The 14,109-nt window shown below is 63.5% G+C and carries 12 protein-coding genes; all 12 read left to right on the plus strand.

Features of this window, described 5'->3' with window-relative positions:
• Positions 1 to 5: 5 nt before the first annotated feature.
• Genes ftsL through ftsA form a run of 12 tightly spaced genes read left to right on the plus strand, consistent with a single transcriptional unit; the run spans position 6 to position 14,066 of the window.
• Positions 6 to 284 carry a cell division protein FtsL gene (gene ftsL / locus CW305_RS16850; protein WP_218857949.1) on the plus strand — a complete coding sequence of 93 codons (279 nt, stop codon included), beginning with the start codon at positions 6 to 8 and terminating at the stop codon, positions 282 to 284.
• A complete protein-coding gene (locus CW305_RS16855) occupies positions 281 to 2,008 on the plus strand; it encodes a peptidoglycan D,D-transpeptidase FtsI family protein (RefSeq protein ID WP_104098459.1) in 1,728 nt (575 codons plus the stop codon). Before ftsL ends, CW305_RS16855 begins: the two co-directional genes overlap by 4 nt.
• On the plus strand, positions 2,008 to 3,471 hold the full coding sequence (locus CW305_RS16860; RefSeq protein ID WP_104098460.1) for a UDP-N-acetylmuramoyl-L-alanyl-D-glutamate--2,6-diaminopimelate ligase: 1,464 nt from the start codon (positions 2,008 to 2,010) through the stop codon (positions 3,469 to 3,471). The genes CW305_RS16855 and CW305_RS16860 overlap by 1 nt, the downstream gene beginning before the upstream one ends.
• Positions 3,464 to 4,840, plus strand: a complete 1,377-nt coding sequence (locus tag CW305_RS16865; RefSeq protein ID WP_104098461.1) for a UDP-N-acetylmuramoyl-tripeptide--D-alanyl-D-alanine ligase — start codon at positions 3,464 to 3,466, stop codon at positions 4,838 to 4,840. The genes CW305_RS16860 and CW305_RS16865 overlap by 8 nt, the downstream gene beginning before the upstream one ends.
• Entirely contained in the window at positions 4,840 to 5,922 is a 1,083-nt protein-coding gene (gene mraY / locus CW305_RS16870) for a phospho-N-acetylmuramoyl-pentapeptide-transferase (RefSeq protein WP_023444292.1), read from the plus strand. Before CW305_RS16865 ends, mraY begins: the two co-directional genes overlap by 1 nt.
• Before the next feature lie 6 nt (positions 5,923 to 5,928).
• Complete coding sequence (gene murD / locus CW305_RS16875) at positions 5,929 to 7,272, plus strand: UDP-N-acetylmuramoyl-L-alanine--D-glutamate ligase (RefSeq protein ID WP_104098462.1); 1,344 nt, start codon at positions 5,929 to 5,931, stop codon at positions 7,270 to 7,272.
• Positions 7,272 to 8,495, plus strand: coding sequence for a putative lipid II flippase FtsW (gene ftsW / locus CW305_RS16880; RefSeq protein ID WP_014821339.1), 1,224 nt, complete (start codon positions 7,272 to 7,274; stop codon positions 8,493 to 8,495). The genes murD and ftsW overlap by 1 nt, the downstream gene beginning before the upstream one ends.
• The gene (murG, locus tag CW305_RS16885) at positions 8,485 to 9,555 is read left to right on the plus strand and encodes an undecaprenyldiphospho-muramoylpentapeptide beta-N-acetylglucosaminyltransferase (protein WP_104098463.1); all 1,071 of its coding nucleotides are present in this window, start codon (positions 8,485 to 8,487) and stop codon (positions 9,553 to 9,555) included. Before ftsW ends, murG begins: the two co-directional genes overlap by 11 nt.
• Positions 9,548 to 11,005, plus strand: coding sequence for a UDP-N-acetylmuramate--L-alanine ligase (gene murC, locus CW305_RS16890; protein ID WP_104098464.1), 1,458 nt, complete (start codon positions 9,548 to 9,550; stop codon positions 11,003 to 11,005). Before murG ends, murC begins: the two co-directional genes overlap by 8 nt.
• Positions 11,002 to 11,946: a D-alanine--D-alanine ligase gene (locus CW305_RS16895; RefSeq protein WP_014821336.1), complete on the plus strand. Its 945-nt coding sequence runs from the start codon at positions 11,002 to 11,004 to the stop codon at positions 11,944 to 11,946. Before murC ends, CW305_RS16895 begins: the two co-directional genes overlap by 4 nt.
• Positions 11,947 to 11,948: 2 nt before the next feature.
• Positions 11,949 to 12,806: a cell division protein FtsQ/DivIB gene (locus CW305_RS16900; RefSeq protein WP_104098465.1), complete on the plus strand. Its 858-nt coding sequence runs from the start codon at positions 11,949 to 11,951 to the stop codon at positions 12,804 to 12,806.
• Between the two features lie 12 nt (positions 12,807 to 12,818).
• Complete coding sequence (ftsA, locus tag CW305_RS16905; RefSeq protein ID WP_104098466.1) at positions 12,819 to 14,066, plus strand: cell division protein FtsA; 1,248 nt, start codon at positions 12,819 to 12,821, stop codon at positions 14,064 to 14,066.
• The last annotated feature ends 43 nt before the right edge of the window (positions 14,067 to 14,109 follow it).

The raw sequence follows: 14,109 nt of genomic DNA on the forward strand, positions 1-14,109 counted from the left end.
AGGTAATGCGCTCCATGCCCAGCGGCAGCCTGTTGATGCTGGTGCTCTTCGTCAGTGTCCTGCTGTCGGCGATCGCAGTTGCCTACTCGGCGCATTGGAATCGTCAGTTGCTCAACGAGCTCTACGGTGAGCTTAGCGTGCGTGACAAGGCCCAGGCCGAGTGGGGGCGGTTGATCCTCGAACAGAGCACCTGGACTGCGCACAGCCGCATCGAGACGTTGGCGACCGAGCAATTGCACATGCACATCCCCGAAGCGGCAGACGTCAGGCTGGTGAAGCCATGACCCTTCAAGGTGCGCTGTATCCGTGGCGGTTTCGTATCGTGCTCACGCTGCTGGCGCTGCTGGTCGGTGCGATTGTCTGGCGTATCGTCGATCTGCAGGTGATGGATCAGGGCTTCCTCAAGGGGCAGGGGGATGCGCGCAGCGTTCGGCATATCCCGATTCCTGCGCATCGTGGTCTGATCACCGATCGCAACGGTGAACCGCTCGCGGTGAGCACGCCGGTTACCACGTTGTGGGGCAATCCCAAAGAGCTGCAGACAGCAAAATCGCGTTGGCCGGACTTGGCCAAGGCGCTGGGTCAGGATGCTGCCACGCTGAGCGAGCGTCTCAGGTCGCAGGCGTCGCGCGAGTTCATCTATCTGGTGCGCGGACTTACCCCGGAGCAGGGGCAGGAAGTCCTCGACCTGAAGATCCCCGGCGTTTATGCGCAAGAAGAATTCCGTCGGTTCTATCCGGCTGGCGAAGTGGCTGCCCATGTGGTCGGCTTCACCGATATCGATGATCGTGGCCGTGAGGGCATGGAACTCGCGTATGACGAGTGGCTGGCTGGTGTGCCAGGCAAGCGTCAGGTGCTCAAGGATCGTCGCGGGCGGTTGATCAAGGACGTTCAGGTCGTAAAGAACGCTAAGGCCGGCAAGGCGATGGCATTGTCGATCGATCTGCGCCTGCAGTACCTCGCGCACAGCGAGCTGCGCAACGTCGTGCAGGAGTACGGTGCCAAAGCCGCCAGCCTGGTGATGGTCGACGTCAAGACCGGCGAGATCCTCGCCATGGCCAACCAGCCTACCTATAACCCGAACAATCGGCGCAATCTGCAGCCCGCTGCAATGCGCAATCGCGCCATGATCGACGTCTTCGAGCCCGGTTCCACCGTCAAACCTTTCAGCATCGCGGCGGCACTGGGTACCGGCAAATATCAGCCGGATTCGGTCGTCAATACCTTGCCCGGATGGATGCGTATCGGCCGCTACACGATTCGTGATGTCTCCCGTGGTGGCATGCTGACGCTGACCGGGATTCTGATGAAGTCGAGCAACGTCGGCATCAGCAAGATCGCCCTGGATATCGGCGCCGAGCCGGTATACGCGGTGATGCAAAAGGCCGGTTTCGGCCAGGATACCGGGCTGGGTTTCCCCGGCGAGCGCGTCGGCAATCTGCCCAATCATCGCAAGTGGCGAGACGCTGAGACGGCTTCGCTTGCCTACGGCTATGGCCTGTCGGTGACTGCCGTTCAGTTGGCGCATGCGTATGCCGTGCTGGGTAACCAGGGCAGCAATGTGCCGCTCTCTCTGTTGCGTCTGGATCGCACCCAGGACGGCGTGCAGGTCATTGACAAAGAGATTTCCGGCATTGTTCTGCAGATGCTGCGTGCGGTCGTGGAAGACGAGGGTGGCGGCGGCGCTCGTGCCAAGGTGCCGGGCTATCACGTAGGCGGCAAGAGCGGTACCGCGAAGAAGATTTCCGGCACCGGCGGCTACACCAAAGATGCCTATCGCTCGTTCTTCGCCGGGGTTGCGCCGCTTTCCAATCCGCGCATCGCTGCGGTGATCGTCGTGGACGAGCCGAGCAAAGGACAGTACTACGGCGGACTGGTCGCGGCACCGGTGTTTGGCAAGGTCATGGCGCGCGCCCTGCGGCTGATGAACGTCGCGCCGGACAATCTGCCGCCGCCTGCCGAGCTGCAGACCGCCGAAGCGGCAAAGGGCAAGGGAGGGCGTATCTGATGCCGATGCCATTGAATCACCTGCTGCCTCAGGCCGGCAGCGACGTGCTGATCCGTGAGCTGACACTCGACAGTCGCAAAGTTCGCGGCGGAGACCTGTTCCTCGCTGTACCGGGTCTGCAGTTCGATGGTCGCGATCACATACAGGATGCCGTCGTCCGTGGCGCGGCCGCGGTCGCTTATGAGGCAGAAGGCCTCGACCAGTCACTGACCGGCAACGCAGTCATGGTTCCGGTGCTGCATCTGGCAGAACAGCTGTCGGCGATTGCCGGCCGCTTCTACGGCGAGCCCAGCCGCAGCCTGCGTGTGGTCGGTGTGACCGGAACCAACGGCAAGACCAGTGTCAGCCAGCTGATTGCCCAGGCGCTCGATCGGCTCGGCGAGCCCTGCGGAATCATCGGCACGCTTGGCACCGGATTCCACGGACAGCTGGAACTGGGACGCCACACCACGCCGGACGCCATCGGCGTGCAGGCGACACTGGCGAACCTCAAACAAGAGGGTGCTCGCGCGGTAGCGATGGAAGTGTCCTCGCATGGTCTCGATCAGGGGCGCGTCGCGGCCCTGGATTTCGATGTCGCCGTGTTCACCAATCTGTCGCGTGACCACCTCGATTACCACGGCAGCATGGATGCTTACGGTGCTGCCAAGGCGCGCCTGTTCGAGGTGCCCGGGCTGAGCTGTCGGGTAATCAACCTCGACGATGCCTTTGGCCGCGTGCTGGCCGGCGAGGAGCGCGAGTCGCGCCTGATCACTTACAGCCTGGAAGACCCTACGGCCTACCTGTTCTGCGCTGAAGCGCGTCTCGACGACGACGGCATTCATGCTCGGCTGATCACGCCGCAGGGCGAGCGCTCGTTGCGCAGTCCGCTGCTCGGGCGTTTCAACGTCAGCAATGTATTGGCCGCCGTCGGCGCTCTGCTTGGCATGGACTATCCGCTGGACGAAATTCTGGCCGTGCTGCCTGAACTGCAAGGCCCCGCCGGCCGCATGCAGCGGCTGGGTGGCGGCGACCATCCGCTGATCGTGGTCGACTACGCACATACCCCCGATGCGCTGGAGAAAGTCCTCACCGCGCTGCGTCCACACGCGCGCGGCAGGCTGCTTTGTCTGTTCGGTTGCGGCGGTGATCGTGATACCGGCAAGCGCCCGCTGATGGCTGAAGTCGCGGAGCGGCTGGCCGACGGCGTCGTGGTCACTGATGACAATCCGCGCAATGAGGCGCCGGAACAGATTCTCGAGGGTATCCGTTCGGGGTTCAGCAATCCTGCGGCGGTCACTTTCAGTCATGGCCGCGCGCAGGCAATCGCCAGTCTGATCGCTGCCGCGCGAGCGGAAGATGTGGTCGTGCTGGCCGGCAAAGGTCACGAGGACTATCAGGAGGTTCGCGGCGAACGCTTGCCGTTCTCCGATCTCGAGGAAGCCTGCAGGGCGCTGTCCGTCTGGGAGAAGGCCGATGCTTGAGTCGATGCGCCTGAGCGAATTGCAGCTACCGCTGTCTGGCCGCCTGGTCGGAGCGAGTGCCAGCTTCACTGCCGTCAGCACAGACAGCCGGGCCATCGAACCTGGCCAGCTGTTCATCGCGCTGACCGGGCCACGCTTCGATGGTCATGCCTATCTGGCGGACGTCGCCGCCAAAGGCGCCGTTGCAGCACTGGTCGAGCGTGAAGTTGCAGATGCAGGCCTGCCGCAGCTGGTCGTTGCCGATACCCGGTTGGCGCTTGGGCAGCTCGGTGCGCTCAATCGCGCCGCATTCAACGGTCCGGTCGCAGCGATCACCGGCTCCAGCGGCAAGACCAGCGTGAAGGAAATGCTCGCCAGCATTCTACGCAGCGCCCATGGCCAGGACGCCGTACTGGCCACTCGCGGCAACCTCAACAATGACTTGGGTGCGCCACTGACGCTGTTGGAGTTGAGCACCAGTCATCGCAGCGCCGTCATCGAACTCGGCGCTTCGCGGCCCGGCGATATTGCCTACACCGTCGATCTGGTGCGCCCGGATGTCAGCGTAATTACCAATGCGGGCACCGCCCACGTCGGCGAGTTCGGTGGCCCGGACAGGATCGTCGAGGCCAAGGGCGAGATTCTCGATGGCCTGAACGCATCCGGCACCGCGGTGCTCAACCGTGACGACAAGGCCTATTCGATCTGGGCCGAGCGCGCTGCGGGCAAACGCATCGTATCGTTCGGCCTGGACGACCCCCTCGTGGATTTCTCCGCCGGGTCGATCGCCTACGACCAGCGTGGCTGCCCGAATTTCGTGCTGACTGGCCCGCTGGGCAATCTTCGCACCCAGCTCAATCTGCTGGGCCGGCATAACGTGGCCAACGCCTTGGCGGCAGCCGCGGCAGCCTATGCGCTGGGTATCGAGGCCGAGGCCGTGGTGGAGGGGCTGGAAAGCCTGCAACCGGTCGAAGGCCGAGCCGTGGCGCAAATGCTGGCCAACGGCGTGCGCCTGATCGACGACAGCTACAACGCCAATCCGGCATCGATCTGCGCCGCCATCGACGTGCTGGCCAGCTTTGCCGGTCGCACCATCCTTGTACTTGGCGATATGGGCGAGCTGGGCGAGTGGGCCGAGCAGGGCCATCGCGACGTCGGCGCCTATGCCGCTGGCAAGATCGACACGCTTTATGCCGTCGGGCCTCTGATGGCCCATGCAATTCAGGCATTCGGTCCAGGCGCTCGGCACTTCGCCGACCAGGCCAGTCTTATCGACAGCCTGCGAGCCGAACAGGGCAGCGGTACCACCATTCTGATCAAGGGCTCGCGCAGCGCGGCGATGGACAAAGTCGTCGATGTGCTTGCTGGGCCATCCATGGAGAAACACTGATGCTGCTGCTGCTCGCCGAGTATCTGCAACAGTTCCACAAAGGCTTCGCGGTCTTTCAGTACCTGTCGCTGCGTGGAATTCTCGGCGTCCTCACCGCGCTGGTGCTGTCGCTGTGGATGGGCCCTTGGCTGATCCGTACGTTGCAGATGCGCCAGATTGGCCAGTCCGTGCGTACCGACGGTCCGCAGTCGCACCTGTCCAAATCCGGCACGCCGACCATGGGTGGTGCGCTGATCCTCAGCGCCATCAGCATCAGCACCTTGCTCTGGGCCGATCTGTCCAATCGCTACGTCTGGGTGGTGCTTGCGGTGACCTTGCTGTTCGGCGCGATCGGCTGGGTCGATGACTATCGCAAGGTGATCGAGAAGAACTCCCGTGGCTTGCCGAGCCGTTGGAAGTATTTCTGGCAATCGGTCTTTGGCCTCGGCGCCGCGGTCTTCCTTTATATGACTGCGCAGACACCGGTCGAAACCACGCTTATTCTGCCGCTCCTGAAGCACATCGAGATTCCACTCGGGATTGGTTTTGTCGTGTTGAGCTACTTCGTCATCGTCGGCTCGAGCAACGCGGTCAACCTGACCGACGGCCTCGACGGCCTGGCGATCATGCCAACGGTCATGGTCGGCGGCGGTCTGGGCATCTTCTGCTACCTCTCCGGTAACGTGAATTTTGCCGAGTACCTGCTCATTCCTTACGTGCCGGGTGCGGGCGAGCTGATCGTCTTCTGCGGCGCGCTGATCGGTGCCGGCCTCGGCTTTCTCTGGTTCAACACCTATCCGGCTCAGGTCTTCATGGGCGATGTCGGCGCGCTGGCGCTCGGCGCGGCGCTGGGCACCATCGCCGTGATCGTTCGCCAGGAAGTGGTGCTGTTCATCATGGGCGGCGTGTTCGTGATGGAAACCCTCTCGGTGATGATCCAGGTGGCGAGCTTCAAGCTGACTGGCAAGCGCGTGTTTCGCATGGCGCCGATCCATCACCATTTCGAACTCAAGGGCTGGCCCGAACCCCGGGTGATCGTGCGCTTCTGGATCATCACTGTGATCCTGGTGCTCGTCGGCCTTGCCACCCTGAAACTGAGGTAATCAAGAGTGCTCATCGCTTCCGACCAGTTCCGCATCGTTGTCGGCCTCGGCAAGAGCGGCATGTCCCTGGTTCGCCATCTGGCGCGCCGGGGGCTGCCGTTTGCCGTCGCTGATACCCGTGTGAACCCGCCGGAGTTGGCGACGCTCAAGGCCGAGTATCCAGACGTGCAAGTGCGCTATGGCGAGCTGGACGTCGAGTTTCTCTGCACCGCCAGCGAGCTGCTGGTAAGCCCGGGTCTGGCGATCAGTACGCCGGCGCTGCAGGAAGCGGCGGCGCGTGGGGTCAAGCTGTCCGGTGATATCGAGCTGTTCGCCCGCGAAGCCAAGGCGCCGATCATTGCGATCACCGGCTCCAACGCCAAGAGCACCGTGACCACGCTGGTCGGCGAGATGGCCGTGGCGGCAGGGCGCACCGTGGCGGTTGGTGGCAACCTGGGCACGCCGGCGCTCGATCTGCTGGCAGACGACGTCGAGCTTTATGTGCTGGAGCTGTCCAGCTTTCAGCTGGAGACCACCGAGCAGCTCAATGCCGAAGTGGCGACCTGCCTGAACATCAGCGAAGACCATATGGACCGCTACAGCGGCCTGCCAGCCTATCATCAGGCCAAACACCGAATTTTCCGCGGCGCGCGTCAGGTGGTGGTCAATCGCGATGACCGGCTCAGCCGTCCGCTGGTCGCGGATGACCTGCCGACCTGGACCTTTGGCCTCGGCAAGCCGGACTTCAAGGGCTTTGGGCTGTTCGAGGAAAAAGGCGAGAAGTACCTGGCGTTCCAGTTCGATGCGCTGATGCCGGTTCGCGAGCTGAAGATGCGTGGTGCGCACAATCAGTCCAATGCTCTGGCAGCGCTGGCGCTGGGGCACGCGGTGGGTCTGCCGTTCGAGCCGATGCTGGAGACGTTGCGCCAGTTCGCCGGTTTGCCGCATCGCTGCCAGTGGGTTGGCCAGCGTGGCGACGTCAGCTATTACGACGATTCCAAGGCCACCAATGTCGGTGCCGCGCTGGCTGCGATCGAAGGACTGGGTGCGGATATCGACGGCAAGCTGGTCCTGATCGCCGGTGGCGATGGCAAGGGCGCAGACTTCTCCGCGCTGCGCGCGCCGATTGCACGCTATTGCCGTGCCGTGGTGCTGCTCGGTCGTGATGCGCAACGTCTTGCGGACGCGCTGGCCGATGCCACCACCCTGGTTCATGTCGCAACACTGGGCGAAGCGGTGCAGCGCGCCGCCGAGTGTGCCGAAGCGGGCGATGCGGTATTGCTGTCGCCGGCCTGTGCCAGCCTGGACATGTTCAAGAATTTCGAAGAGCGCGGTCGCCTGTTCGCCGCTGCGGTGGAGGCGCTCGACTGATGCTCGCCTTCCTGCGCCATGCTCCTTCGCCCTTGTTCGGCCGCCGCGGTCTGGATCTTGACTTCCCCATGCTCGCCGGCTGTCTGGCTTTGCTTGGCCTGGGTCTCGTGATGATCACTTCGGCATCGTCCGAAGTCGCGGCGGTCAATGCCGGCAATCCGCTGTATCACATGAGTCGCCATCTGGTTTATGTGGCGCTGGGCCTCGGCGCGGGAATTGCAATGCTGCTGGTACCGCTGTCGGTCTGGCAACGTCTGGACTGGATGCTGCTGCTGGCGGCGTTCGGCCTGCTGATCCTGGTCCTGCTGCCGGGAATCGGCCGGGAAGTGAACGGTTCGATGCGCTGGATCGGTTTCGGCGCCTTCAACGTGCAGCCGTCCGAGCTGGCGAAAGTCTTCGTGGTGATCTACCTGGCCGGCTATCTGGTGCGCCGGCAAGAGGAAGTTCGCGAAAGCATGTGGGGCTTTGCCAAACCCTTCCTGGTCCTGCTGCCCATGGCGTTCCTGCTGCTGCTGGAGCCCGATTTCGGTGCGACCGTGGTCATGATGGGCGCCGCAGTGGCGATGTTGTTCCTCGGTGGTGTTGGCATGATCCGCTTCAGTCTGCTGGTGATCGCCGCGGTGGGTGCCGTGGTGGTGTTGGTGCAGACCCAGGAATACCGTCTGCAGCGCCTGATCACTTTCACCGACCCCTGGGCCGATCAGTACGGCGCCGGCTACCAGCTGACCCAGGCGCTGATCGCCTTCGGCCGCGGGGAGTGGTTCGGCGTCGGCCTGGGTAATAGCGTGCAAAAGCAGTTCTACCTGCCCGAAGCGCATACCGACTTCGTATTCTCCGTACTGGCCGAAGAGCTAGGCATGGTCGGCGCACTGGCGACCATCGCGCTGTTCGCCTTCGTCGGCGTTCGCGCACTGTATATCGGTCTGTGGGCAGAGAAGGCCCGGCAGTTCTTCGCGGCGTATGTGGCCTGGGGGATGGCGTTCCTCTGGCTGGGACAGTTCCTGATCAACGTGGGAGTAAACGTAGGTCTGCTGCCAACCAAGGGCCTGACGTTGCCGTTCCTCAGTTATGGCGGTAGCTCGCTGGTGGTGACCTGCGCAAGCATGGCGCTGCTGCTGCGCATCGAATGGGAAAGCCGCACCGTGCTGGGCAGCGAGGACACCGAGTTCGACGAGGCCGATTTCGCCGAGCCGCCGGCCAAGGAGGTCGCCCATGGCCGCTAATGTACTGATCATGGCCGGCGGCACCGGTGGCCACGTTTTCCCGGCGCTCGCCTGTGCTCGTGAGTTCCAGGCCCGCGGCTACTCCGTGCACTGGCTCGGCACGCCGCGCGGCATCGAGAACGAACTGGTACCCGCCGCTGGCCTGCCGCTGCATCTGATCCAGGTCAGCGGATTGCGCGGCAAGGGCATCGTTTCGCTGATCAAGGCACCGCTGCAGTTGATTCGCTCGCTGTTCCAGGCGCGTCGCATCGTGCGCGAGCTGCAACCGGTCTGCGTGCTGGGGATGGGCGGCTACGTTACCGGTCCGGGCGGACTGGCTGCCAAGCTGGCCGGGGTACCTCTGGTGATTCACGAACAGAACGCCGTCGCTGGGACCGCCAATCGTAGCCTCGCGCCGCTTTCCAGCCGCGTCTGCGAAGCCTTCCCGGAAACCTTCAAGGCCAGCGTCAAGCGTCGCACCACCGGCAATCCGGTGCGTGAGGAGCTGTTCCTCGAGACGCCCCGCGATGCCCTTGCGCATCGTCGCCCGCGCCTCCTGGTACTAGGCGGCAGTCTCGGTGCCGAACCGCTGAACAAACTGCTGCCCGCCGCGCTCGCCCAGGTACCGGCGGATGTGCGGCCGCAGGTGTTTCATCAGGCCGGCAAGCAGCACGCCGATATCACCACGCAGCGTTATGCCGAGGTCGGCGTCGAGGCGGAAGTCGCGCCCTTCATCAAGGACATGGCGCGGGCCTACGCCTGGGCCGATCTGGTCATCTGTCGTGCCGGAGCGCTCACCGTTTGCGAGCTGGCCGCCGCTGGGTTGCCATCCTTTCTGGTGCCGCTGCCCCATGCGATCGACGACCACCAGACACGCAATGCCGAATATCTGGCGAAGGAGGGCGCTGCCGTCCTTCTGCCGCAAGCCAAGACTGATGCGGCCGTGCTTGCCGCTCAGCTGAGCGAGGTAATGATGCAGCCGGAAAAACTCAAGGCCATGGGCGCCATCGCGCGCCGTCTGGCCCGGCCCGACGCCACCCGCAGCGTGGTCGATATCTGTCTGGAGGTGGCCCGTGGCTAAATCTCCCGCCGCGGTAAAAGCCGAAGTCCGCCGTATGCGGCGCATTCGTCGCATTCACTTCGTCGGTATCGGCGGGGTCGGCATGTGCGGCATCGCCGAGGTGCTGCTCAATCTCGGCTACGAGGTGTCGGGCTCGGACCTCAAGGAATCCGCCAGTACCGATCGGCTGCAGAGCTTCGGTGCGCAGATTTTCATCGGTCATCAGGCCGGCAATGTTGCCGGCGCCGACGTGCTGGTGGTGTCCAGCGCGGTCAATTCGGCCAACCCGGAAGTCGCCCTGGCGCTCGAACAGCGTATTCCAGTGGTTCCACGTGCCGAGATGCTTGCCGAGCTGATGCGCTACCGGCACGGTATTGCTGTCGCCGGCACCCATGGCAAGACCACTACTACCAGTCTGCTGGCTTCGGTTTTTGCCGCCGGCGGGCTCGATCCGACTTTCGTCATCGGTGGCCGACTCACTGCGGCCGGTACCAACGCGCAGCTCGGCAGCAGCCGTTATCTGATCGCCGAGGCCGACGAAAGCGATGCCAGCTTCCTGCACCTGCAGCCGATGGTCGCGGTGGTCACCAATATCGATGCCGACCACATGAGCACCTATGGCGGCGACTTCGGCAAGCTGAAGAAAACCTTCGTCGAGTTCCTGCACAACTTGCCGTTCTACGGCCTGGCAGTGCTCTGCGTCGACGACCCGTTCGTTCGCGAGATCATTCCGCAGATCGGCCGGCCGATCACGACCTACGGTTTCAGCGAAGACGCCGACGTGCGCGCCACCAATGTCCGTCAGGAAGGCATGCGTACCTTCTTCACGGTGCTGCGCGATGGCTGTGAGCCGCTGGATGTGTCAGTGAACATGCCGGGCAACCACAACGTGCTGAACGCCCTGGCCACCATCGCCATTGCTACCGATGAAGGTATCGACGACGAAGCCATCGTCCAGGGCCTCGCGGAGTTCGCAGGCGTCGGCCGCCGCTTTCAGGTCTATGGCGATCTACCGGTCGACTACGGCAGCGTGATGCTGGTCGACGACTACGGCCATCACCCGCGCGAAGTCGCCGCAGTGATCAAGGCAGTCCGCGGTGGCTGGCCGGAGCGGCGCCTGGTCATGGTCTATCAGCCCCATCGCTACAGCCGCACCCGCGACCTCTACGACGACTTCGTGCAGGTGCTCGGCGAATCCAACGTGTTGCTGCTGATGGAAGTCTATCCGGCCGGCGAAGAGCCGATACCCGGCGCCGACAGCCGCCAGTTGTGCCACAGCATCCGCCAGCGCGGCCAGCTGGACCCGATCTACGTCGAGCGTGGCGTCGACCTCGCTCCCTTGGTCAAGCCGCTGCTGCGTGCCGGCGACATTCTGCTTTGCCAAGGAGCCGGTGACATCGGTGGCCTGGCGCCGCAACTGCTCAAGAGTCCGCTGTTCGGTGGCGATGGCGCCGCGAGGAAATCCAAATGACGACCCTGCATTCGACTCGCGACCCCAAGGCGTTTGGTCGGGTCGCCGTGCTCTTCGGTGGCAAGAGTGCCGAACGCGAAGTGTCCCTGAAATCCGGCGCGGCGGTACTCGCCGCGTTGCAGGAGGCCGGTGTGGATGCGTTCGGCATCGATGCCGGCGATGACCTGCTGCAACGCCTGAGCAACGAGCGCATCGATCGTGCCTTCATCGTCCTGCATGGTCGTGGTGGCGAAGACGGCAGCATGCAGGGACTATTGGAATGCGCCGGTATCCCCTACACCGGCAGCGGCATTCTGGCTTCGGCCCTGGCCATGGACAAACTGCGCACCAAGCAGGTGTGGCAGAGCCTTGGCTTGCCGACGCCGCAGCATGCCGTGCTGGCTACGGAGGCCGATTGCAAGGCTGCAGCGGAAACCCTGGGTTTTCCGCTGATCGTCAAACCGGCCCACGAAGGCTCTAGCATCGGCATGGCCAAGGTCGGCGGGCTCACCGAGCTGATCGAAGCCTGGCGTGCCGCCAGCAGCTACGACTCGCAAGTACTCGTCGAGCAGTGGATACAAGGCCCGGAATTCACCGTGGCGGTGCTGCACGGCCAGGTACTGCCACCGATTGGCCTGGGCACGCCGCACACCTTCTACGACTACGACGCCAAGTACCTGGCTTCCGATACCCAGTACCGCATTCCCTGTGGCCTCGACGCGGTGCGCGAACAGGAACTGAAGACGCTGTCGGCACGTGCCTGCGAAGCGGTGGGTATCCGCGGCTGGGCCCGGGTTGACGTGATGCAGGACGGTAACGGCGATTTCTGGCTGCTTGAAGTGAACACCGTGCCGGGAATGACCGATCACAGCCTGGTGCCCATGGCGGCGCGTGCTGCCGGTCTGGATTTCCAGCAACTGGTCCTGAGCATTCTCGATGACAGCCTCGAGGCGGGGAGCTAGCCATGATCGCCACGCTGCGCCATTCGCAACCCGGAAGCGGCCGCGCCTCGCGCAAGCCCGCGCAACGGGGTGCGAGCCGCCTGGTGCAACCGCAGCCGCTGTCGCAGCGCCTGCCGAAGCCGAGCCTCGTCGGGCTGAAGCGTTTCGTCTGGCCGGTGCTACTGATCGGGTTGGCGGTCGGGCTTTACGAGCTGGGCGAGCGGCTGCTGCCCTATGCCGATCGGCCGATCGCCAAGGTCAGTGTGCAGGGCGAACTGGGCTATGTGAGTCGCGAGGCGGTCCAGCAGCGCATAGCGCCTTTCGTCGAGCAGAGCTTCTTCAAGGTTGATCTGAACGGCATGCGCCACCAACTGGAACAGATGCCGTGGATCGCCCATGTCGAAGTCCGCCGCGTCTGGCCGGACCAGGTGATGGTGCGGCTGGATGAGCAATTGCCGATTGCCCGCTGGGGGGGCGAAGCATTGCTTAACAATAAAGGGCAGGCTTTCTCGCCGGATGACCTGACCCGATATGAACACTTGCCACATTTATATGGTCCGAAGCGGGCCCAACAGCGTGTCATGCAGCAATACCAGATGCTCAGCCAGATGCTGCGCCCGCTGGGATTCTCCATTTCCCGTCTGGAGCTGCGCGAGCGTGGAAGCTGGTTCCTGACCACCAACCAGGGCGTCGAGTTGCTGCTGGGGCGGGACCAGGTTGTAGAAAAAATGCGTCGCTTCACCGCCATCTATCAAAAGGCGCTGGAGCAGGAAAGCGAGAAGATCGCACGGATCGATCTGCGCTATGCGAACGGCCTGGCCGTCGCCTGGCATGAGCCGGTCCCGACTGTGACGGATACGACCGTCGCTGCGAAGAATTGAGGAATGAAACACATGTCGAGCGTGCAAAGCGGCAAGATGATCGTCGGCCTGGACATCGGCACCTCCAAGGTGGTGGCGCTGGTAGGTGAGGTGACCGCCGATGGTGAGCTGGAAATCGTGGGAATCGGTACCCATCCTTCGCGCGGGTTGAAGAAGGGCGTGGTGGTCAATATCGAATCCACCGTGCAGTCGGTTCAGCGCGCTATCGAAGAAGCTCAGCTGATGGCTGGCTGCCGTATCCACTCGGCCTTCGTTGGCCTGGCGGGCAACCATATCCGCAGCCTGAACTCCCATGGCATCGTCGCAATCCGCGACCGTGAGGTCAGCTCCGCGGATCTGGAGCGAGTCCTCGACGCCGCGCAGGCGGTGGCGATTCCGGCGGACCAGCGCGTGTTGCACACGCTGCCGCAGGATTACGTGATCGACAACCAGGAAGGTGTGCGCGAACCGCTGGGCATGTCCGGCGTGCGCCTTGAGGCCAAGGTCCATGTGGTCACCTGCGCGGTGAATGCGGCGCAGAATGTCGAGAAGTGCGTGCGTCGCTGCGGCCTGGAAGTGGATGACATCATCCTGGAGCAACTGGCCTCTGCACACGCGGTACTGACCGACGATGAAAAGGAGCTGGGCGTCTGCCTGGTGGACATCGGCGGCGGCACCACCGACATCTGCATTTTCACCGAAGGCGCGATTCGTCATACCGCGGTCATCCCGATCGCCGGCGATCAGGTCACCAACGACATCGCCATGGCATTGCGCACGCCGACCCAGTATGCCGAAGAGATCAAGATTCGTTATGCTTGCGCGTTGGCCAAGCTGGCCGGTGCAGGCGAGACCATCAAGGTTCCCAGCGTCGGCGATCGCCCACCGCGCGAACTCTCGCGGCAGGCTCTGGCAGAGGTGGTCGAGCCGCGCTATGACGAGCTGTTCACCCTGATCCAGGCCGAGCTGCGTCGTAGCGGATACGAGGATCTGATCCCGGCCGGGATCGTTCTCACAGGCGGTACAGCGAAGATGGAAGGAGCCGTCGACCTGGCCGAGGAAATCTTTCACATGCCGGTGCGCCTGGGCGTGCCGCACAGCGTCAAGGGACTGAGCGACGTAGTACGCAACCCCATCTATTCAACGGGCGTGGGCCTGTTGCTGTACGGACTGCAAAAGCAGGCCGACGGCATTCCCGTGTCTGGCATCGGCAGTTTCGCCGACGAACCAAAGACGTCTGTTCTGGACCGGCTCAAGGGCTGGATCCAGGGCAATTTTTAAGCAGTGCGCTGTAACAACCAAAACTAGAAAGCTGGAAGGAGAG

Source organism: Stutzerimonas kunmingensis, from assembly GCF_002929225.1.
Lineage (GTDB): Bacteria > Pseudomonadota > Gammaproteobacteria > Pseudomonadales > Pseudomonadaceae > Stutzerimonas.

Coding starts and splice junctions, on each gene's coding strand:
- ftsL (WP_218857949.1), top strand. CDS start 6: ATGCGCTCCATGCCCAGCGGCAGCCTGTTGATGCTGGTGCTCTTCGTC.
- CW305_RS16855 (WP_104098459.1), top strand. CDS start 281: ATGACCCTTCAAGGTGCGCTGTATCCGTGGCGGTTTCGTATCGTGCTC.
- CW305_RS16860 (WP_104098460.1), top strand. CDS start 2,008: ATGCCGATGCCATTGAATCACCTGCTGCCTCAGGCCGGCAGCGACGTG.
- CW305_RS16865 (WP_104098461.1), top strand. CDS start 3,464: ATGCTTGAGTCGATGCGCCTGAGCGAATTGCAGCTACCGCTGTCTGGC.
- mraY (WP_023444292.1), top strand. CDS start 4,840: ATGCTGCTGCTGCTCGCCGAGTATCTGCAACAGTTCCACAAAGGCTTC.
- ftsW (WP_014821339.1), top strand. CDS start 7,272: ATGCTCGCCTTCCTGCGCCATGCTCCTTCGCCCTTGTTCGGCCGCCGC.
- murG (WP_104098463.1), top strand. CDS start 8,485: ATGGCCGCTAATGTACTGATCATGGCCGGCGGCACCGGTGGCCACGTT.
- CW305_RS16895 (WP_014821336.1), top strand. CDS start 11,002: ATGACGACCCTGCATTCGACTCGCGACCCCAAGGCGTTTGGTCGGGTC.
- CW305_RS16900 (WP_104098465.1), top strand. CDS start 11,949: ATGATCGCCACGCTGCGCCATTCGCAACCCGGAAGCGGCCGCGCCTCG.
- ftsA (WP_104098466.1), top strand. CDS start 12,819: ATGTCGAGCGTGCAAAGCGGCAAGATGATCGTCGGCCTGGACATCGGC.